The 20,458-nt window shown below is 71.4% G+C and carries 19 protein-coding genes; 3 read left to right on the top strand and 16 right to left on the bottom strand.

Annotation, left to right across the window (positions count from 1 at the left end):
* The 4 genes from E1291_RS26290 to E1291_RS26305 all read right to left on the bottom strand — a co-directional run.
* Window positions 1–254: anti-sigma factor family protein (locus E1291_RS26290; protein WP_207400943.1), on the bottom strand; the 254-nt coding region annotated here is incomplete at its 3' end.
* Window positions 251–766 carry a sigma-70 family RNA polymerase sigma factor gene (locus tag E1291_RS26295; RefSeq protein ID WP_131740763.1) on the bottom strand — a complete coding sequence of 172 codons (516 nt, stop codon included), beginning with the start codon at window positions 764–766 and terminating at the stop codon, window positions 251–253. The genes E1291_RS26295 and E1291_RS26290, both read right to left, overlap by 4 nt.
* A 90-nt stretch (window positions 767–856) precedes the next feature.
* Complete coding sequence (locus E1291_RS26300) at window positions 857–1,567, bottom strand: LmeA family phospholipid-binding protein (RefSeq protein ID WP_131740765.1); 711 nt, start codon at window positions 1,565–1,567, stop codon at window positions 857–859.
* A gap of 169 nt (window positions 1,568–1,736) precedes the next feature.
* On the bottom strand, window positions 1,737–1,997 hold the full coding sequence (locus E1291_RS26305) for a MoaD/ThiS family protein (RefSeq protein WP_131740767.1): 261 nt from the start codon (window positions 1,995–1,997) through the stop codon (window positions 1,737–1,739).
* Window positions 1,998–2,221: 224 nt separating this feature from the next.
* On the opposite strand from E1291_RS26305, the gene E1291_RS26310 reads away from it, so the two are divergent.
* Window positions 2,222–2,938, top strand: a complete 717-nt coding sequence (locus tag E1291_RS26310; protein WP_131740769.1) for a response regulator transcription factor — start codon at window positions 2,222–2,224, stop codon at window positions 2,936–2,938.
* A gap of 30 nt (window positions 2,939–2,968) precedes the next feature.
* Here E1291_RS26310 and E1291_RS26315 read toward each other — a convergent pair whose 3' ends face one another.
* From E1291_RS26315 to mshD, 7 genes are all read right to left on the bottom strand, one after another.
* Window positions 2,969–3,865 (bottom strand): hypothetical protein, encoded by an 897-nt coding sequence (locus E1291_RS26315; protein WP_131740770.1) that lies wholly within the window; start codon window positions 3,863–3,865, stop codon window positions 2,969–2,971.
* Window positions 3,866–3,933: 68 nt separating this feature from the next.
* Entirely contained in the window at window positions 3,934–4,491 is a 558-nt protein-coding gene (locus E1291_RS26320; protein ID WP_131740771.1) for an RICIN domain-containing protein, read from the bottom strand.
* A gap of 248 nt (window positions 4,492–4,739) precedes the next feature.
* Complete coding sequence (gene pstB / locus E1291_RS26325; protein ID WP_131740772.1) at window positions 4,740–5,516, bottom strand: phosphate ABC transporter ATP-binding protein PstB; 777 nt, start codon at window positions 5,514–5,516, stop codon at window positions 4,740–4,742.
* 51 nt (window positions 5,517–5,567) lie between these two features.
* A complete protein-coding gene (gene pstA / locus E1291_RS26330; RefSeq protein WP_242614383.1) occupies window positions 5,568–6,467 on the bottom strand; it encodes a phosphate ABC transporter permease PstA in 900 nt (299 codons plus the stop codon).
* Window positions 6,464–7,444 (bottom strand): phosphate ABC transporter permease subunit PstC, encoded by a 981-nt coding sequence (gene pstC, locus E1291_RS26335; RefSeq protein ID WP_242614384.1) that lies wholly within the window; start codon window positions 7,442–7,444, stop codon window positions 6,464–6,466. The genes pstA and pstC overlap by 4 nt, the downstream gene beginning before the upstream one ends.
* A gap of 92 nt (window positions 7,445–7,536) precedes the next feature.
* Window positions 7,537–8,643: a phosphate ABC transporter substrate-binding protein PstS gene (gene pstS / locus E1291_RS26340; protein WP_131740773.1), complete on the bottom strand. Its 1,107-nt coding sequence runs from the start codon at window positions 8,641–8,643 to the stop codon at window positions 7,537–7,539.
* Between the two features lie 348 nt (window positions 8,644–8,991).
* Window positions 8,992–9,885 carry a mycothiol synthase gene (gene mshD / locus E1291_RS26345; RefSeq protein ID WP_207400944.1) on the bottom strand — a complete coding sequence of 298 codons (894 nt, stop codon included), beginning with the start codon at window positions 9,883–9,885 and terminating at the stop codon, window positions 8,992–8,994.
* Window positions 9,886–10,001: 116 nt separating this feature from the next.
* On the opposite strand from mshD, the gene E1291_RS26350 reads away from it, so the two are divergent.
* Complete coding sequence (locus E1291_RS26350) at window positions 10,002–11,681, top strand: bifunctional metallophosphatase/5'-nucleotidase (protein ID WP_131740775.1); 1,680 nt, start codon at window positions 10,002–10,004, stop codon at window positions 11,679–11,681.
* A gap of 94 nt (window positions 11,682–11,775) precedes the next feature.
* Here the strand turns inward: E1291_RS26350 and E1291_RS26355 are convergent, their stop codons facing one another.
* The 5 genes from E1291_RS26355 to E1291_RS26375 all read right to left on the bottom strand — a co-directional run bounded on the left by E1291_RS26355 (window position 11,776) and on the right by E1291_RS26375 (window position 19,369).
* Complete coding sequence (locus E1291_RS26355; RefSeq protein ID WP_442316391.1) at window positions 11,776–12,939, bottom strand: inorganic phosphate transporter; 1,164 nt, start codon at window positions 12,937–12,939, stop codon at window positions 11,776–11,778.
* Window positions 12,936–13,553, bottom strand: coding sequence for a DUF47 domain-containing protein (locus E1291_RS26360; RefSeq protein WP_131740776.1), 618 nt, complete (start codon window positions 13,551–13,553; stop codon window positions 12,936–12,938). The genes E1291_RS26355 and E1291_RS26360 overlap by 4 nt, the downstream gene beginning before the upstream one ends.
* A gap of 553 nt (window positions 13,554–14,106) precedes the next feature.
* Entirely contained in the window at window positions 14,107–14,289 is a 183-nt protein-coding gene (locus tag E1291_RS26365; RefSeq protein WP_131740777.1) for a hypothetical protein, read from the bottom strand.
* A gap of 202 nt (window positions 14,290–14,491) precedes the next feature.
* Window positions 14,492–18,712: an AAA family ATPase gene (locus tag E1291_RS26370; RefSeq protein WP_131740778.1), complete on the bottom strand. Its 4,221-nt coding sequence runs from the start codon at window positions 18,710–18,712 to the stop codon at window positions 14,492–14,494.
* Between the two features lie 123 nt (window positions 18,713–18,835).
* Window positions 18,836–19,369 carry a gamma carbonic anhydrase family protein gene (locus E1291_RS26375; RefSeq protein ID WP_131740779.1) on the bottom strand — a complete coding sequence of 178 codons (534 nt, stop codon included), beginning with the start codon at window positions 19,367–19,369 and terminating at the stop codon, window positions 18,836–18,838.
* 297 nt (window positions 19,370–19,666) lie between these two features.
* Here E1291_RS26375 and E1291_RS26380 point away from each other — a divergent pair.
* Window positions 19,667–20,458 (top strand): DivIVA domain-containing protein (locus tag E1291_RS26380; protein WP_131740780.1); only part of this gene is annotated, 792 nt, incomplete at its 3' end.

Below are 20,458 nucleotides of genomic sequence, written 5' to 3' on the forward strand. Positions count from 1 at the left end.
CGCCGCTCGGCGGCGCGGGCGAGCAGCCCGTCCAGCAGCTCGGGCGGCGGCCCGGCGACCTGGCTGAGCTGCGCCTCGTCCACCCGGCCGAGCAGCGCGGGCAGGCCGGCCATGCCGGCCAGCTCGTCCCGGCACGCCGAGCAGCCCTCCAGGTGCGCCTCCAGCCGGCTCCGCTCGGCGGGATCGATCGCGCCGAGCACGTACACGCCGAGCGAGGCGCGCACGTCGGGGCATCCGTTCGCGGCGGCGTTCATGGCGCCAACCCCCGCTCCTCCAGTGCGAGTTTGAGCGCCCGCAGCGCGTAGTAGGTGCGGGACTTCACCGTGCCGGGCGGGATGCCCAGCTCCTTCGCGGCCTCCGCGACCGACCGGCCCCGGTAGTAGGTCTCCACCAGCACCGCCCGGTGTGACGGGCTCAGGGTCGCGAGCGCCTCGGCCACCGTCCAGGACTCCAGCGCCCGGTCGATGTCGTCGGAGCCCGTCTCGGTCATCATGACCTGCTCGTCGATGCCCGTCTCGGGCGGCCGCGCGCGCTTGGCGCGGTGCGCGTCCACCACGAGGTTCCTGGCGACCGTGAAGAGCCAGGGCCGGACGGGACGCCCGGCCAGCGCCTCCGGATGCGTCCAGGCGCGAACCAGCGTCTCCTGTACGACGTCCTCTGCCTGGGGCCGATCCCCACCGGTCAGCCGGAGGACGTAGCCGAGGAGGGGACCGCCATGCTCGCTGTACAGGGCGCGTAGCAAACCCTCATCCGCGGTTGGACCCACACTCCTGACACGTACGCCCCCGCCGTCCGGTTCACAACCCCCCGGAAACGACCTGGGGTTTCCCACCCCAGGTGACCCACTCCGCCAGGGCTACTTCTGCTGGGACTGCCGCAGGTTGTTCAGGTGGACGTTCTCGGCGGTCGCCGAGACGCGCAGCCCGTCCGCAGTGGGCTCGATCTTGCTGATCCGCGAGCCCACGGGAAGATCGGCGACCGGAACGACCCAGGTCAGCTGCCTGCGCACCAGGGCCAGCGGGACCTGCACCCCGCCGTTGGAGCCGAACGAGACCGGCGTGAGCGCGATCCCCTTGGCGGTGGGCCTGATCCGCACGACCGCGTCGCCCTTCATGGGGACCCCCCGCACCGTGCCGGTCAGCCCGACGGTCAGGTCGTCGCCCTTCGGCCCGATGCTCGTGACCTCGCGGGGCGCCTGCTTCTTGATCACGTCATAGGGGATGACCGCGGACGCGGTGGCGGTGCGCACGGTGATGTTGGAGGTGTTGCCCCCCGCGACCTCCGACAGCGGCGCCTTCACCCCGCGCATGTCGACGTTGACGTTGGTGACGGTCATGCCCTGCTGGGTCCACTGGCTGATGCCCACGTCGATGTGGTCGTACTCGCCGCCGAACGCCTGGGTCAGGAACGGGATGCCGTGGATCGTCACGTCCGGCTGCTCCGGCAGGCCGTACTGCGAGGCCACCTGCTTACCGATCTCGTTCTGCGCGACGCGGACGCCGATCCGGTCGGCGGCGACCACGCCGATGACCCCCAGGACCAGCAGCACCAGCAGTACTTTCCGCATGTCTCTCCTTCAGGCGACGCACGCGACCGCCACACCATAGTGGCGTCAAGGCGCGGAAGACGTCGCGCCATGGAATGAGATCGCCGGAACGCTCCCCGGGTTCGGGAAAGGACGCGCCGACCTGGCCTTCTCCGCCCGGACGGCCCGTCCGCGCCCGTGCCCCGGACAGTCAGCCGCCCGCGAAGGGCGGGAGCACCTCCACGACGCCGTCCTCGGGCAGCACGACGGACTCGTGCGGGCGGCCGCCCACCGGGTCGCCGTCCACCAGGAACGAGCTGCGCCCGACGACCCGCCGGAACTCCCCGTCCCGCCCGTCCCGCCCCGCCGCGGCGGCGAGCGCCTCGGCCAGCGTCCCGGCGTCGTACGGCTCCTCGTGGACGCCCGCCGCGGCCTTCGCGGCGGCCCAGTACCGGATGGTTCCCCTCGCCATGTCCCCAGGATCTCACCCCGGCGCCGCGGTTGGCCCACCGTGACCGCCCCGTTGCCCGCGGGAACCCCTCGGATATGCTCGTGCCGAGGGATCCGGGCGACGAGGCCATGGAGTTCATTGCGCAAGCCCTTCATGGTCGCCTCGTCGTCGAGCCGCCGGCCGCCGCCGGGGCTTGACGATGAGCCGCCTGGGTCCTACGTCTTTTTGGACGAGGAGGCGGGCACTTGAGCAGCTTGCTCATGCTGACCAACGCGCTGGAGCCCTCCGATGAGGTCCTGCCCGCGCTCGGGCTTCTGCTGCACTCGGTCCGCGTCGCCCCCGCGGAGGCCTCCGCCCTCGTCGACGCTCCGCCCGCCGACGTCGTCCTGGTGGACGCGCGCCGCGATCTCGCGCAGGCCAAGGGCCTGTGCCGGCTGCTGCGCACGACGGGCCTGGACTCGCCGCTGTTCGGCGTCGTGACCGAGGGCGGGCTCGCCGCGCTCAGCGCCGAGTGGGGCCTGGACGACCTGCTGCTGCAGACCGCCGGCCCGGCGGAGGTCGAGGCCCGGCTGCGGCTCGCGGTGGGCCGCGCGGCGGCCGACGCCGACGCCGACGAGGCGCCGGGCGAGATCCGCAGCGGGGAGCTGACGATCGACGAGGCGACCTACACCGCGCGGCTGCGCGGCCGGATCCTCGATCTGACCTTCAAGGAGTTCGAGCTGCTGAAGTACCTCGCCCAGCATCCGGGCCGGGTCTTCACCCGCGCGCAGCTCCTGCAGGAGGTCTGGGGCTACGACTACTTCGGCGGCACCCGGACGGTGGACGTGCACGTCCGGCGGCTGCGGGCCAAGCTCGGCGCCGAGTACGAGTCGCTGATCGGCACGGTCCGCAACGTCGGCTACCGCTTCGTCCCCGACCACCGGCCGGGCGAGACCGAGGAGATGTCCCCGGCCACCGCCTGACCGGCGCCCGCGATCAGCCGGCGGTCGCGGTCACCCGCGCCGCGCGTTGGCGAGCATCACGGCATAGGCCCGTTTGTTGCTCTCCAGGTGCCGGAGGTTCGCGTCGATCAGCCGCTTCTGGTGATCGGACTCCACCGCCAGCCACAGGCGTTGCAGACCTGTGGCCTCTCTGCAGCGGACGTCGTCGGACGCCACATCGATCTCCTGCCGGGTCAGCGGCACCCCCGAGCGACCCGCCGGCCCGGTCGGGGCCCAACGTGGGTCGTCCGCGGCCTCGTCAGGGGCCGCGTAGTGCCGTCCCTTCCCCTCCATGCAGCCCTTCCAGCGGCCGATGGCGGCGGAGACGCCGGGATCGGCCGCGGTGCTCCGCATCGCCTCGAAGGCGAACTCGGCCGCCTCGGGGACCGCGAGCCGCGGCCCCCCGGCCTGAAGCCTCAGGCGCGCCCGCCTCTCGCACCCGCCCGCCGGGACGGCCTTCCCGTCATGGGACCTCACCTTGCCGTAGAGGACGTTGAAGGCGGTGGTGGTGGTCCGCTCCGGAACCTTCCTGAACCGCGGCATCGCGATCGGCGGGACGGGGCGGTGGTAGCCCTGGCGCGCCGCGGTCACGGCGTCGAGGAACGAGAACGCGCGCTCCGACTGTTCACCGGGGACGAGCGAGGCGACCGTCCAGCCGAGTCCGAAGTCGCTCAGGCACGCCTGCTCCAGCCGGACCCGCGCGCTGTCGAGGGTGAACTGCTCGGCCGCGGAGAGATCGTAGGCGTCCAGCGGGAGCCGTGTCGGCGGCGGTGTGGCGACCCGCGCCGCGTCCGGTGCCTCCGGGGCGCCGAGCGCGCCGTCCTTCGCCGCGGGGGTCGCGCCCCGCGCGCCGCAGCCGCCCGCCAGCAAGGCGAACCCGGCGGCCAGGACGATGGCGGAAGTCCGCATGGCAGCCTCCTCGTCGGTCCACCGGGTGGTGTTCCGCGCACGGAACGGAGCACCACCCGGACGGACGATCAGTGAACCGGGTTCCAGTACTGGTTGGCGCCGCCCTTACAGTCCCAGACCACGAGGTTCACCCCGACCTTCTGCGACGATCCGGGATTGTCGAGGCACTTGTCGTAGTTCCCGTTCCGCATCATGGTGCCGCTGCCGGACGCGCCGGCCGCCCACCGCTGGTTGTAGCCCCCGCGCCACGTGTAGATGTTGACCGCCGCCCCCTTCTTCCCGCTGCCGGCCGCGGTGAGCACCTTGGCTCCGAGCGCGGTGTACTTGACGATGGCGTACGGTCCCGCGTTTCCCCTGACCTTGTAGTTGTGCCAGATCTCGGCCTTGCCCCCGTCGGCCTTGCCGAGCTCCACCGGCTGGTTGTCCCTGAGCCTGGACCCCTCGACCTGCAGACGCGAGTTGTAGGCCCTGACCGCCCTGTTCTTGTACGCCCAGGTGGACAGGTACGTCAGCGACGGGAGGTCGGCCCGCGGACGCTCCTGCGCGTGGGCCGACACGACGGTCCCGGAGACGAGGGCGGCGGTGGTCAGGAGGATGAGACTCCCCCGACGGCCATGGCGATTCATCCGGCTTCCTTTCCAAGCGTCTTTGTGCGGACACCGGAAAGTTAGGCGGCACCGATCTCCGTGCCGTCTACACCATGCCTCCGCTATGCCTCCGTCGTGCCTCCGCTGTGTCTTCGGCTTGTCTCGCTCGTGACTCCACCACCGCTCAGGGCGGCATGGTCACCAATGCGCGAGGAGAACATGGAGCCGAGAGAAACCAAAAAGCCCCGCCTCCGTCCGGGACGGAGACGAGGCTCTGGAGGGAAGGATCAGCCGAAGCGGCCGGTGATGTAGTCCTCGGTCGCCTTCTGCTCCGGGTTCGTGAAGATCTTGCTGGTGTCGTCGATCTCGATCAGCTTGCCCGGCTTGCCGGTCCCGGCGATGTTGAAGAACGCGGTGCGGTCGCTGACGCGGGCCGCCTGCTGCATGTTGTGCGTCACGATGACGATCGTGAACTGGCCCTTGAGCTTGCCGATCAGGTCCTCGATCGCCAGCGTGGAGATCGGGTCCAGCGCCGAGCACGGCTCGTCCATCAGCAGCACCTGCGGCTGGACCGCGATGGCGCGCGCGATGCACAGCCGCTGCTGCTGGCCGCCGGACAGGCCCGCACCGGGCTTGCCGAGCCGGTCCTTGACCTCGTTCCACAGGTTGGCGCCCTGCAGCGACTCCTCGACGACCTCGTCGAGCTGGCTCTTGCGGCGGACGCCGTTCAGCTTCAGCCCGGCGGCCACGTTGTCGTAGATCGACATGGTGGGGAACGGGTTGGGCCGCTGGAACACCATGCCGACCACGCGCCGCACCGCGACCGGGTCCACCGAGGAGCCGTACAGGTCCTCGTCGTCCAGCAGGACCTTGCCCTCCACCCTGGCGCCCGGAATGACCTCGTGCATCCGGTTGAGCGTGCGCAGGAACGTGGACTTACCGCAGCCCGACGGTCCGATGAAGGCCGTCACCGAGCGCGGCTCGATCGTCATCGAGATGTCCTCGATGGCGTGGGTGCCGCCGTAGTAGGCGTGCAGCCCGGATACTTCGATCCGCTTGGCCATGGGGTGAATGCTCCTTGTCGCTTTCGGCCCGGAGGTGCGGGGTGGGAGGGGTCAGCGGCCGCTGGGGGCGCGCCGGCCGGCGATGAGACGGGCGGCCAGGTTGAGCACCATGATGATCAGGATGAGCACGAGCGCGCCCGTCCAGGCCCGGTCGATCGAGTTCTGGTTGGGGTCCTTCGCCTGCTCCCAGATGAACGACGGGAGCGAACCCTGGGGGTCCTTGAACGGGTCGGTGTTGATGGCCTTGGTGAAGAAGATCGTGAGCAGCAGCGGAGCCGTCTCGCCCATGACGCGGGCCACCGCGAGCATGATGCCGGTGACCATGCCGGTGAGGGCGGTGGGCAGGATCACGAACAGGATCGTCCGCCACCGCGGGACGCCCAGGGCGTAGGAGGCCTCCCGGAGCTCGTTGGGGACGAGCTTGAGCATCTCCTCGCTCGATCGGACCACCGTGGGGATCATCAGGATGGTCAGCGCCAGCGCCCCGGCGAAGCCGGAGAACCCGAAGTCGAAGGTCAGCAGCCACAGGGCGAGGACGAACAGACCGGCGACGACCGAGGGGATGCCGGTCATGACGTCGACGAAGAAGCTGATGACCTTGCCGAGCCTGCCGCCGCCGCTGTACTCGACGAGGTAGACGGCCGTGAGCACGGCGATCGGCACCGCGATGGCGCTGGCGATCGCGACCTGCTCCAGCGTGCCGATGATCGCGTGGTAGGCGCCGCCGCCGGTGTCCCTGCCGCTGACCCCGTTCATGGAGTGGCCGAGGAAGTCGGCGTCCAGGCGCTTGACGCCGTTGCTGAGAACGGTCCAAAGAACCGAGACGAGCGGGATCACGGCCAGCGCGAAGGCCAGGTAGACGAACCCCTGGACGAGACGGTCCTTGATCTTGCGGCCGGCGGAGATGGACCCCAGCGAGGGCTTGCCCGGCGAGGTGGTCACGGAACTCACACGAACTCCTTGCGGCGGGCGACGACCGCTCGGGCCAGCATGTTGATGACGAGCGTGATCGTGAAGAAGACGAGACCCGAGGCGATCAGGGCGCCGCGGCCGGTCGCCGACGCCTCGTCGAAGCTGTTGGCGATGTTGGAGGCGAACGTCGCGCCGCCGTCCTCCAGGAGGTGGATGTTGATGCCGGGCACGTAGGTCAGCACCATCGCGACGGCGATCGTCTCGCCCATCGCGCGGCCGAGGCCGAGCATCGAGGCGCCGATCATGCCGGAGCGGCCGTAGGGCAGCACCGACAGCCGGATCGTCTCCCAGCGGGTGGCGCCGAGCGCCAGCGCGGCCTCCACGTTGGCCCGCGGGACCTGGAGGAACACCTCGCGGGTGATGGACGAGATGATCGGCAGGATCATGATCGCCAGCACCACGGACGCGGTGAAGATGGAGTTCTTGCCCGGGGAGTCGCCGCCGAACAGCGGGATCCAGCCGAGGACGGTGTTGAGGAACTCGCTGATGCCGTCCATGTGCTTGGACAGGAAGGCCAGCCCCCACAGGCCGTAGACGATGCTGGGCACCGCGGCGAGCAGGTCGACGATGTACCCCAGGAAGGACGCCAGCTTCCGCGAGGAGTAGAAGGAGATGAACAGCGCGATCCCGATGGCCACCGGCGTCGCGATCAGCATGGCCAGCAGCGAGGACACGATCGTCCCGAATGCCAGCTGCGCGATGCCGAACTTGGGCGGGGTCGCGTTGGGGTTCCACTCCTCGGCGGTGATGAAGTTGGCCTTGTTGTCCTGCAGGGCCGGAATCGCCTTCCAGATGAGGAAGACGGCGATGGCGGCCATGATCGCCAGTACGGCGATGCCCGAGCCGCGGGCCGCCGAGACGAAGATCTTGTCTCCGGCCCGGCCCGTGCTCATGCGGCGGGCGGTGGCGCGGTGCCTTGCTCCGGCGGTCGCCTCGACGCCGGTCTCGCTGCTCACGGGGGGTCCTCCCTGGATCACTTCGGCGGAACCCAGGTCAGCCCCGCCGCCGTTCTCGTCGGCGGCGGGGCTTCGCGGGTCGTCGTCAGCCGTCAGGACAGTGCCTTCACGGACGTCTGGACCTTGGTCAGCACGCTGTCCGGGATCGGGGCGTAGCCGAGACCGGTCAGGATCTTCTGGCCGTCGGCGCTGGAGGTGTAGGTCAGGAAGGACTTGACGAACTTGCCCTGGTCGCCCTCCAGGCCCTTCTCGCAGGCCACCTCGTAGGTCACCAGGACGATCGGGTAGGCCCCGGCCTCCTTGGTGGTGTAGTCGATCTTCAGCGCGACGTCGTTGCCGGTGCCGACGACCTTGGCGCCCGCGACGGCCTTGGAGGCGCTCTCGGGGGTCAGCGTGGCGTACTCACCGGCGCCGTTCTTCACCTGCGCGGTCTGGAGCTTGTTGTTCGTCGCGTACGAGAGCTCGACGTAGGAGATCGCGCCCGCGGTGCTCTTGACCTGGCTGGTCACACCGTCCGACTTGGGAGCGCCCTGGCCGGTGGAGTTCGGCCACTTCTTGGCCTTCTCCCACGTCCAGATGCTCGGCGCCGTGGTGTGCAGGTAGTTGGTGAAGTTGTCCGTCGTGCCGGACTCGTCCGAACGGTAGATCGGCTTGATCGGGGAGGAGGGCAGCTTGGCCCCGGAGTTCTCCTTGGCGATCGCGGCGTCGTTCCAGTTCTTCACCTTGCCGGAGAAGATGCTGGCGATCGTCTCGGACGACAGCTTCAGCCCGTCCACGCCCTGCAGGTTGTAGACGACGGCGACGGGGCCGACGACCATCGGCAGGTTCAGGGCGTTGCTGCCCTTGCAGCGCTGCTTGGCGGGGCCCACCTCGTCGGGCTTGAGCGCCGAGTCGGAGCCCGCGAAGGCCACCTGTCCCTGGGTGAACGCCTGGATGCCGGCGCCCGACCCGCTCGGGTTGTAGTTGAGGTTGGCCCCCGCGCACTTCTGCGCGTAGATCTTGGTCCATTCCTCGATCGCGTTCTTCTGGGCGCTCGACCCGGCGGCGTTCACGCTCGCCTTCGCGCAGTCGATGTCGCCCGTGGGCGCGCTGCTCGACGAGCCCGAGCCGGAGTTGTCGTCGCTACCGCAAGCGGAAAGGGCCAGCGCCCCCGCGACGACCACACCGCCCAGGGCGGCAAACCGAGAACCGTTCTTCACCGGAGGGTCTCCTCATTAGTTTCGTCAGGCGGATCCCCCGACCGTCACGCTGGCGCGGGTTCGGCCAGGTGGCGGGGTCGCCATCGGGTGCTGACGCTAAGCAGACGAGGTGACGAGCCGCTTCGATCCAGATGAACGGACCATGAACTACGATCGGCAGGGTTGCGAAGGTTGCCCCGCTATGTCATGTCCACCCGGTTAACTCCCCAGCTCAGAAGCCCCAAAGACCCTCCTGAACACGCCATGCGAGGTTTAACGCCCCGAAGCGCCGGGGAACTCGGGACTCGCCCCAGGTCACAGTACTTTTTACCCGGGTGCGGTCCACTCTGGGGACGGGTCGCCCCGCTCCTACTCCCCCGTGCCGTACATGACGTCCACGGCGTACCGGGTGAAGCCCAGCGACTCGTAGAGCCGGACGGCGGCCGTGTTCGACTCGTCCACGTACAACATGAACTCGTCAAGCCCGCGGTCGCGCAGATGGTGCAGTCCCGCGAGGGTCAGGGCGCGGCCGAGGCCGAGGCCCTGCGCGTCCGGATCGACGCCCACGACGTACACCTCGCCGATCCCGCCGGGGTGCGCCTTCGTCCAGTGGAACCCGGCCGGGACGCCGGCCCGCTCGGCGAGGAAGAACCCCGCCGGGTCGAACCAGTCCTCGGCCTCGCGGTCGCGCAGGTCGTCCAGCGTCCAGGCGCCCTGCTCGGGGTGATCGGCGAACGCCCGGCCGTTCAGCCGCAGCCACGCCCGCTCGTCCCCGCCGGGCTCGAAGGTCCGCAGCCGCACCCCGTCGGCGAGCTCGACCTCGGGCAGCGGCCCGGCCGCCGGGCGGCGCAGCTGGAACAGCGCCCGCGCGCGGGCCAGGCCCTCGGCCTCCGCGAGCGCGGCGGCGGCGGGCAGGTCGCCGTGCGCCCACACCCGCAGCGGACCGCCCGCCTCGGCGAGCAGAGCGCGCAGCAGGGCGCGGCCATGGCCGCGCTTCCGGAACGCGGGGTGGACGACGAGCTCACCGGTGGCGGGCTCCCCGTCCCGCGCCGGGTCGAGATGCGCGTAGGCGACGACACCGCCCCCGGAGCCCTGAGGGTCGCCATCGACGATCGTGAGACCCGCCCGGCCGGCCCGCAGCGCGAGCACGGCGTGCTCCGACAGCGGCCCGGCGCCGTCGGCCGCGGTCGCCTCCCGGACCACCGCCAGCGCGCCGGCGACCTCGGACTCCTCCAGCGCCGCGCGCACCCGGACCTCGCTCACGGTCGCCAGCCTACGTGCCCCGGGACCGCACGATCACCACGGCCCCAACGGAAACGTCACGAAAACGTCATGGAGCCGCCGGGGCACGTATGCCGGGCTGGCTTAGCGTTCCCGAAATGATTCGACCACGCACCATCCTGGCCTGCGCGGCGGCGGGGCTGACGGTCGCGGGCCTCGCCGCGCAGCCGGCGGCCGCCCGGCCGGCGCCGACCGCGGCCGTACGGCTCCTGGCGCTCAACGACTTCCACGGCAACCTCGAAACGCCGACGGGAAGCTCGGGCACCGCGATCGACGAGAACGGGAACGCCGTTCCGGCGGGCGGCGCCGTCTACGTCGCGACGCACCTCAAGCGGCTCGCCGACCGGCACACGCTGACCGTCGCCCAGGGCGACCTCATCGGCGCCACGCCGCTGATCTCCGCCGCCTACCACGACGAGCCGTCCGTCCAGTTCCTCGGGGACGTCGGCGTCACGGCCTCCGCGGTCGGCAACCACGAGTTCGACGAGGGCTACCGCGAGCTCCAGCGCATCCAGGACGGCGGGTGCCACCCCGTCGACGGCTGCTCGCCCGCCGGGAAGTGGAAGGGCGCGAAGTACGACTACCTCGCGGCCAACGTCATCCTGGAGAAGAAGAACAGGCCCGTCCTCAAGCCGTGGACGATCCGCAGGATCAACGGCGTCAAGGTCGGCATCATCGGCGTCGTCACCAAGACCACCCCGGGCATCGTCACCGCCGACGGCATCAAGGGCCTGCGCTTCGACGACGAGGTCGCCTCCGCCAACCGGTCCGCGCAGGAGCTGCGCAAGCGCGGCGTCCACGCGATGGTCCTGCTCGTCCACGAGGGCGACCAGGTCAAGGCCGGGTCGCGGCCGGACGACTGCGGCGTCGTCCCCGGAGCGGGCACCAGGATCGCGCAGGAGGCCGACCCCGACATCGACGTCGTCCTTTCGGGTCACACCCACCAGCAGTACGTCTGCTCCGTCAAGGACCCCGAGGGGCAGCCGCGGCTCTACTCCTCCGGTTCGTCCTTCGGCCGCGTCATCACCCAGGTCGACTTCCAGGTGAACACGCGCACCGGCGACATCGTCCGCTCGTCCCTCAAGGGCGACAACCACGTCGTGACGCGGGACGTCCCGCCGGACCCGGCGACCCAGACGTTCGTGCAGACCTGGAAGCAGCGGGTCTCCGCGATCGCCGACAAGCCGATCGGGAAGATCACCGCCGATCTGACCCGCGTGCCGTCCCCGGCGGGCGAGACCGCGCTCGGCGACGTCATCGCCGACGCCCAGCTCGCCGGCATGAAGGACAAGGGCGCCCAGGTGGCGGTCATGAACCCCGGCGGCGTCCGCACCGACCTCACCTTCAAGGCGAGCGGCTCGGAGGGCGACGGCGTCGTGACCTACGGCGAGGCGTTCGCCGTCCAGCCGTTCAGCAACGTCATGGGCGTGACGTCCCTGACCGGCGCCCAGGTCGACGCCCTGCTGGAGCAGCAGTGGACGGCCGCGGGCGAGAAGATCCTGCAGCCCTCGGCGAACCTGCGCTTCACCATCGACCGGTCCCGTCCGGTCGGCGACCGGGTCTCCGAGATCACGATCGACGGCAAGCCGGTCGACCCGTCCGCCACCTACAAGGTCGCCGCCAACAACTTCCTGCTGGGCGGCGGGGACGGCTTCTCCACCTTCACCCAGGGCAAGGACCAGGTCCTCGGCCCGATCGACCTGGACGGTTTCGTCGCCTACATGGGCGCGCAGGGCACGATCGCGCCCCCGGCCCTGAACCGGATCTCCGTCAAGTAGCCGGAACGCGCACGAGGCCCGCCGATCGGCCGATCGGCGGGCCGCCCGCGGTGCGGGCGGGGCTCGGTGGGGTGCGGGCGTGGTGCGGCCCGGGTCAGCCGCCGACGAAGTGCACGACGCCGTAAACGCCCGCCGCCACCAGGGCGGCGGCCGGCATCGTCAGGACCCAGGCCAGGACGATGTTGCCCGCGATGCCCCAGCGCACCGCCGAGAGCCGCTGGGAGGCGCCCGCACCCATGATCGCCGAAGTGATCGTGTGGGTGGTCGAAATTGGAGCGTGCCAGAAATAGGCGGTGACGTACAGGACCAGCGAGGCCGTCGCCTCGGCGGCGAACCCCTTCGGCGGATCGACCTTGATGACCTTGCGCCCGAGCGTGCGCATGATGCGCCAGCCGCCGGCGTAGGTACCGAGCGACAGCGCGCCCGCACACGAGACGATCACCCACGTGGGGACGGAGTCGCCATTGGCGTGCCCGGTGGTGACCAGGGCGAGGACGATGACGCCCATCGTCTTCTGCGCGTCCTGCAGGCCGTGGCCCAGGGCGAGCGAGGCGGCCGAGAGCGTCTGCGCGATGCGGAAACGGCGGCCGACACGGGCCGGCTGGGCGTTCCGGAAGGTCCACAGGATGGCCACCATCAGCAGGTAGGCCAGGATGAAGCCGACCACCGGGGAGACCACCATCGGCACCGCGACCTTGTCGATGACGCTCTGCCAGTTGACCGAGGACGCCGAGGCCAGCCCGGCGCCGACGACGCCGCCGATCAGGGCGTGCGACGACGAGGACGGCAGCCCGAAGTACCAGGTGATCAGGTTCCAGGTGATGGCGCCCAGCACCCCGGAGGCGATCACCGTCAGCCCGTGCAGCCCGCTCGGCGGCGTGATGACCTCGCTGACGGTCTTGGCGACCTGCACGCCGAGGAGCGCGCCCAGCATGTTCATCACCGCGGCCATCAGCAGCGCCACGCGCGGCGTCAGCGCCCGCGTCGACACCGCCGTCGCGATCGCGTTCGCCGCGTCGTGGAAGCCGTTGGTGTAGTCGAAGACCAGCGAGACCACGACGACCAGCACGAGCATCGCGGCCTCGGCGTCGGCGCGCAGGCCGAGCGCGCCCGCCGCCATGACCAGCACGATCCCGGCCAGCAGGAGCAGCCAGGCCCGGCCCGTCACGCGGCGGGTGGCCTGCTCGCCCAGCGTGCCCTCGACCTCGGCCGCCGGTTCGCGGACCAGGGTCGAGCCCCGATCGTCCCCTGCGCTCATGATTCCTTGACCGCGATGGTCTCGACCGTGTTCGCGACGTGCTCGAAGGCGTCCGCGGCCTCCTCCAGGCGGTCGATTACCTGCTTCATCTTCATCACCGTGAGCGGGTCGTACTCGCCGCTGAACAGGTGCGCCAGCAGCTTGCGGTAGACCTGGTCGCCCTGGTTCTCCAGCCGGTTGATCTCGATCCAGTACTCGTTGAGCTCCTTCATCGAGCGCAGCCGCGGCATCGCCTCCGCGGTGAGCTCGGCCGACCGCTCCAGCACCTCGACCATGTGGACGATCCCCTTGGGGAACTCCTCGATCTTGTAGAGGACGACGAGGTCGGCCGCCTCCTCCATCTCGTCCATCACGTCGTCGAGCGTCGCGGCGAGGCGGTAGATGTCCTCGCGCTCGAAGGGCGTGATGAACGTTTCGTTCAGCCGGCGCATGATCGCATGAGTGCACTCGTCGCACGCGTGCTCGCAGGCGCGCATCTTCTCGGCGATCGCCGGCCGGTCGGCGCCGTCGCTGATGAGCTCCACGAGCAGCCTGGCGCCGGTGACCAGGTTGTTCGCCGAGTCGGCGAACATGTCGTAGAAGCTGTCCTCACGCGGCGTGAGACGCAAGCGCACGTCGTTCTCCTGATGTGCCGGAACAGTCCGCAGAGGATCGTAGGCGCAACCAGCCGTAAAAAGAACCTTTGCCCTGGCTTCGACCGGTGTCCTCCATCCTCTCACCTACAAGATTGCCCTAGATCACCAGGTACATACCTCGCGGGCGCCCCGCTGTCGGCGGCGATGGAGCACGGTCGGCCCCCAGTAGATCTTTCTTACGCACAGTGACGCAATGGTGAGTGAGATTCGTAACAGTGCCCGTCGTGGCCCTGACCGAGGGGAGAGCGCCGAGGTGGGGACGGTACCGAGGGCCGATGGGAGGTCCATGATCTGGTCACTGTGCGTGACATTGGACCGGACACGGCCGTCTCTCCCGGGGTGGGGGTATGGGCCGGTGCGGCGGTGGTGGCCCGGAGCCGTCCTTACCTGTGCCGTGGAACGGGCCAGTCAAGCTTTACGGAAGTCCTGCCCGGCCGATCCCGGCCGTGTTGACCCGGTTTATGGAGGGCCCGAAACGCAAAACCGGGGACGCCCGTATTCGGCGTCCCCGGTGCCCTGCTGCGGGCCTCGGCTAGTCCTGCGGCGTCAGCTCGCGACGACCGGCGTCGTCGGACCGTACCCCGAGCACCATGTCGATCTCCGCGACGGTCAGCGGCCGTTCGGCCTCCGCCACCGCGCTGAGCATCTCGGCATAGAGTTCGATCTCGTCCAGTGCAACGCGGTCGTGGACGCGCAGGTCGAGATACTGGCGCACGGCGTCCACCTCCGTTCGTTCCCCACACCCAGGTCGAGGCTACGCTGACGGCTCCGACCGGAACATGACCCAAGAGGGCCATTCGGGGGCCACTCCCAACGATGGTCTTCCCGGGTGAGTTCCGATGATGCGCGAGTCCCGTGTGAGAAAGGACGCGCGGGCGTGCGGGACGCGTGACCGGACAGATCGCCCGAAGGGGCCCTCAGCCCCCGGAGCGGAAGTCCCCGAGCATCTGCTCCAGCGGCGTCTCGGGCAGGTCGCGGGGGGTGAGCCGGGCCACCGTGGCGGCGTTGACGTCGGCCCCCGCCAGCCGCGCCGCCTGCCGCGCCACCGTCTGCTCGAACAGCGTCCGGACGGTGCGCGCGTACGCGAACGCGGGGTCCTCGCGCATCCGCTCGAAGCGGGCCAGCAGCTCGACGCGCAGCTCCTCGTCCAGCATGTAGAGGTCGCGCTCGGCGTAGCTCTGGAAGAGCTGGACCAGGTCGCGGTCGCCCATCCCCTCGAACTCCAGCCTCCGGCCGAACCGCTCGCCGAACGCCGGGTTGCCCGAAAGAAAGCCCTCCATCTCGGCCGCCTGGCTCGAACAGATCACCATGAAACGAGCGCCGCGCTCGTCCATGGACCGCAGCAGCTCGCGCACCACCGGCGGGCTCCGGTCGAGCCGGTGCGCCTCCTGGATCAGCAGGACGCCGCCGAGCGCCTGGTCGATCATGCTCGCCACCCGGGCCTCGGTGTCCACCTGGTCGCGGCCCGCCAGGTGCACCGGCCGGCACGCCACCACGTGCCCGGCCTCCAGCAGGCCGAGCGCCGCGTAGATGCCGCCGACCAGCCCCGCGAGGGTCGTCTTGCCCGTCCCGGAGGGGCCCGTGAAGATCAGGTGCCGGTCCTCGCCGCCCGCGACCCCGTACCGGGCCCGGTCGGCCGCGAGCTCGGCCTCCTCGACCAGCTCCCGCACCGCCTCCTTCACCCCGTCCAGGCCCATCATCCGGTCGAGCCGCCGCAGGTAGCCGTCGATGTCGCCGGGCGGGCGCAGGGCGGGCTCGATGCCCTCGGCCACGCCCGCGAGGTCGTCGGGGGCGAGCACCAGCCGGTCGCGGGACGCGCCCGCTCGCTCCAGATGCCGCTGGCACGCCTGGTCGAGGTAGTTCTCGACCAGGCGGGCGTTGACGAGGTCGCCCGGCCCGCGCAGCCGCTCCAGGTCCGCCCGCGCGACCTCCAGCGCCGCAGCGCCGATCGTGACGCGCCGCTCGTCGGCCAGCAGGTGCAGCAGCGTCATCCGGTCGTCGAGATCGGACAGGTCGGGCAGCCGGTGGACGCGGAACACCTGGACCAGCTTGGGATGGTCCTGCAGCAGCCGCTTGTACGCCCGCGGCTCGCACGTCGCGATCAGCGCCGTCGTGTTCACCGGGTCGCGGCGCGCCCGGCGGACCGCGCCGACGAACGCCGCCGGGTCCAGCGCCGCGGTGACCGCCACGTCCAGCCGCTCGAACAGGATCGCCGGGCCCGGCGCGGAGAGGATGGAGGCGATCCGCTCGGCCGGCGCGTCCCGCACGTCCTCGGCGTCGTGCGCGCGGATCGCGCCGTCGCCGAGACCCGCGTCCGCCAGCGTAAGCGCGATCATCCGGGCGAGCCGGCGCTGCCCCGAGTGCGGGCCGCCGACCAGCAGCACACCGGGCACGCCCGTGCGGATCGAGCTCGGCGCCCCGTCCACCCGGGTCTCCTCGGCGCCCTCCCCGGCTGGGGCGTTCCACTCCACGACCTGCGCGTGCAGCTCGTCCAGCAACCGGCCCGCGTCGTGCTCGCCGGACACGAAGCCGATGCCGAACCGCTCCAGGGTGCGGCGCCGGCCCCGGTCCTCGGGCGGCGGGATCTCGTGGACGGGCCGTTCCGGCGCGGGCGTGTCGTCGAGGAAGTCGAAGTCGCCGACCATGGTCGCGGACATGACCCGCGTCCCGGGGGCCGGCCCGTCGGCGCCGTCGCCGCGCGTGTCGTCGCCCCGGGTGTCGCCGCCGGACGGCTCGTCACCGAGGTCGCCGGGGCCGAGCACGCGCGTGCCCGGCGGGCCCGCCTGCCGCGGCGGCACGGGCGGCCGCGGCGGATTCACGCCCGGCTGGTTCACGCCCGGCTGGTTCATGCCTTGCGGCTGGCCCGCCGGGTCCTCCATGCGCGTCGCGTACGGGTCGAACTGGGCGGGCGGCCGCTGCTGCCGGTCGGGCGGCACCGGCGGACCGGCCTGCTGGTTCGGTGCCATCTGCTGGTTCGGCGCCATCTGCTGACCCGGCATGCCCGGCCCCTGGCCCATCACCCCCGGCGGGACGTTCGCGCCAGGCGGCAGACCTTGGACGGGCGGACCGGCACCCGGCCGCTGATAGCCGAGCTGGGTGTAAGGCGGCGCGAAAGGCTCGTCCTCGTTCTCCTCCTCGGCGGGAGAGAACCCTCCGAGCTGCGGGTCCGCGGGAGCACCGAACGGCGCCTGCCCCTGGCCGGGAGCACCGTACGGGTTCGGCTGAGACTCCGGCGGCGCGTATTGAGACTGCTGCTGCTCCGGCGCTCCGTAAGGAGTCTGGCCCTGCCCTTGGAACCCGCCCATCCCGAACGCCGCGGCACCCTGCTGTGGGGACGCCCCTTGCATGGGGTTGGGCACAGAATCCGGCATCGGCGGCCCCTGCAGAGGGTTCTGCATGGGCGCCGGCCCACCGGGACGCTGGAAGCCGAGCTCCGTGTAGGGCGGGGCGACGTTCCCCTCGTCCTGCTCCCCCTCTGCGGGCGAATGGGCGGCCATATGCGGGTCCGGCGGGGCGAACGCGGCCTGCTGACCCGGCGCGGGCTGCTGCATATGCGCGGCGCCCGGCGCGTTCTCCCAGCCGGGTTGCGCGGGCGGCTGGACGAAGGGACGGTCGGGCTGGGCGGGCGTCCCGAGCGGCTGCGGGACGGCGCCGGGGGCGAAACCGGGCTGGCTCTGCATGCCGAACGGGGACGGCTGCGCGGGCGCCGGGTTCGGCGGCGGCGTATGGGTCGGCGCGGCGGCCGTCGCGCGGGCCCGGCCGCGCCCGATGATCCCGGCGATGACGGCGGTCGGCACGGGGAAGCCGCGCGGGCGCGCGGGCATGCCGCCGAGCCTGCACCACGCGAGGTCCACCTCGTACATGGCGGCGAGGAGCGTCTCGGCGCCCTGCCCCGACCCGGCGGCGGACCGCAGCGGCTCCGGCAGCCGCAGGTCGACCGGCCACAGCCTGCGCAGCGGGTGACCCTTCTGCTCCGAGACGGCCTGCACCGTGTAACGGATCTCGGGGTCGAGCCAGGGGACGATGGTGCCCGCCACGTCCTTGCGGACGACGTCCAGGTCGGCGGCGAGCAGCGCGGCGGCCACCAGGCGCGGCTCGATGTAGGCGGGGTCGGCGGCCGGGTCGCCGGACAGCCCGGCGACGGCCTCGCTGAGGGTATAGAAGGCGTGCCGGAAGTTGTCCCCGGGCGAGCTCTCGTTGCGCAGCGCGGGCACCAGGCTGGGCGGGCAGCGGGTGAGCCACTGCTGGACGAGCGCCTGGTCTCCGTACGGCAGGGCGCCGTAGTCGACCGTGGGGTTGCTCAGGGTCGCGCCGAGGATGGCGAGCAGCGCGTCCGCGCGGACCTGGAACCGCACGTCGTCGCGCAGCGCGCTCGCCACGGCCCACATGGTGCGCAGGACGACCACGGCCGCGTCGACCCTGCTGGCGCGCAGCCGCTCGGAGTAGAGCCCGACGAGCGTCTCCAGCGCGGGCGGGGTGAGCCAGCGCGGGCCGTCCACGTCCGGCAGCGGCTTGGCCCGGTAGGGCTTCCAGAGGTCGAGCATCTGCGCGTCCAGCCGGGCGTCGAACGCGGGCGCGGAGGCGCACCACAGCATGACGCCCCAGGCCACCACGACGGTGGACGGCGTCTCCTGCGTGAACTGCGGCCACCAGTGCGGGTACTCGGGCGCGGGCAGCGCGGCCGCGGACTCCACCGTCGCGCGGACGCGCGAGGTCAGCTCGGTGGCGAAGCCGTGCCCGACGAACGGGAGCCCGGCGGGCGGCTCGAACGCGAAGTCGGGGCCGGCCGGGACCACGTGCGGCGGCAGCACCGGCACCTGCCCGGTGCCCTGCGCGGGGCGCGCCGCCATCCGCACGGCGGGCGTGCGGGGCGGCGGGCACAGGTACCACTGGCCGTCGGACGGATGCAGCCGGTACCAGCGCGCCCACGCCCCGAACAGCCACCACGTCCCGTCCGGCAGGACGAGCATCTGCCCGCCGATGGCGTGCTGGCGCTGCTGCGGAGGCGCCGCGGGCCACCACGCGGCGGCCACCATCGCCCTCGTGTCCCGCTCGGCCGCCGCGAATGGATCGTGCCCCATCTGGGGGCTGGGCGGCGGAGCACTGCCATAGCCCGGTCCCCACACCACGATGGTCATGGTAGTCAGCCGAGGCGGTACCGCACCCCCTCAGCACCGGTGAACAGTCATCGGCGCAGGTGAGTGTGCCGCCAAAGTCCGAACAAGGCCGACGGGCCGCGCGGGGGCGGGCGTCGGCCGGGCCTACTCCGCCGCGTCCGCCCACCGCGCCTTGGCGTGCCGCGCGGCCTTGTCCATGTACACGTCCGGCGTGCGCGCCAGCACTTGGCGGTCGTCGTCGTTCAGCTCCCGGACGACCCTGCCGGGCGTCCCGGCGACGAGCACGCCGGACGGGATCGTCTTGCCCGGCGGCACCAGCGCGCCCGCCGCGATCAGCGTCCCGGCGCCGACGCGCGCCCCGTTCAGCACGATCGCGCCGATGCCGATGAGCGCGCCGGTCTCGATGTGCGCGCCGTGCACCATCGCCTTGTGGCCGAGGCTGACGCGGTCCTCCAGCACGGCGGGCAGGCCCGGGTCGGCGTGCAGGCAGCTCAGGTCCTGGATGTTGCACTCCGCGCCGACGACGATCTCCTCGTCGTCACCGCGCAGCACCGAGCCGTACCAGACGCTCGACGCGCGGCCCAGCCTCACCTTCCCGACCACGACGGCGCCCGGCGCGATCCACGCGTCCGGATGGATCGTCGGCCCGTCCTCGCCCAGCGCACCCACATAGCTCATGCCGCCGATGCTAGAGCGGGCCCCGGTCGGACCTCGGAGGGGGCCCTGAGGAGATGTGACCGTGTCGTGTCGCGACACGGCTACACAGAGCGCGCGAAGGCTCCTAAATTTAGGTAGTTTGTCGGACCTACCCAGGTTAAGAAACGGCAGCGAGAACGGCGTTCCGGTTGCGCGAATGGGGTGGACCGGACAAGAGTCGGTCCTGACGTTTCTAATGTGGGCCCGCTCACAGGCGCGTGAGGATCGCAACCGACCCTGACGGGGTGATGACCCCCGCCAACGACCCCCCAAGGCATCATGAGCAACGAAGCCGAAATCCTGCCGAACCTCCTCCAAGAAGAGTCCTTCGAGATCGTCATGCGCGGCTACAACCGCCGCCAGGTCGACGATTTCATCGCCCGCGCACAGCAAAAGCATCGCGAGCTCGAGGCGCGTCTCGCCCGGGCCCAGGACGACGCCGAGCGCATCCGCCGCGAGATGGCCGAGGTCCGGGAGGCGCGCAAGCCGACCGGGGACGACCTGAGCGACCGGCTCCGCCAGATCATCAACCTCGCCGAGGACGAGGCCCAGGACAAGGTCGCCGAGGCCGAGGCCAAGGGCACCGAGATCCGCAAGGACGCCGAGCACGAGTCCAAGCGGATCATCGACGAGGCCCGCGCGCACGCCGACAAGAACCTCTCCCAGGCCCAGGAGAAGGCCGAGAACGTGCTCGCGACGGCCAAGAAGGAGGCCGACAGCGTCCTGTCGTCCGCCAAGAAGGAGGCCGAGCAGACGGTGACCGGCGCCCGGCTGGAGGCCGAGCGCACCCTCACCGCCTCCGAGCGGCGCGCCAGCGTGATCAACGAGGGCGCGACGCAGCGGCTGACGTCGCTCACCAAGAACCACACGCAGGCCCTGCAGCGCCTCACCGAGATCAGCGAGACGCTGCACCGGCTGCTGACCGCCGAGAACGACGCGGGCCCGCTGGAGAAGATGGTCGAGGACGCCGTCCGGCAGACCCCGCCGCGCAAGCAGCCCCCGGCCGCCCAGCCCGTGGCGGGCGCGGCCGCGCCGGCGTCGAGCGGCTCGGGTCCGGCCGGCCAGGCTTCG

This window comes from Actinomadura roseirufa (genome assembly GCF_900659635.1).
In the GTDB taxonomy this organism is placed as follows: domain Bacteria; phylum Actinomycetota; class Actinomycetes; order Streptosporangiales; family Streptosporangiaceae; genus Spirillospora; species Spirillospora roseirufa.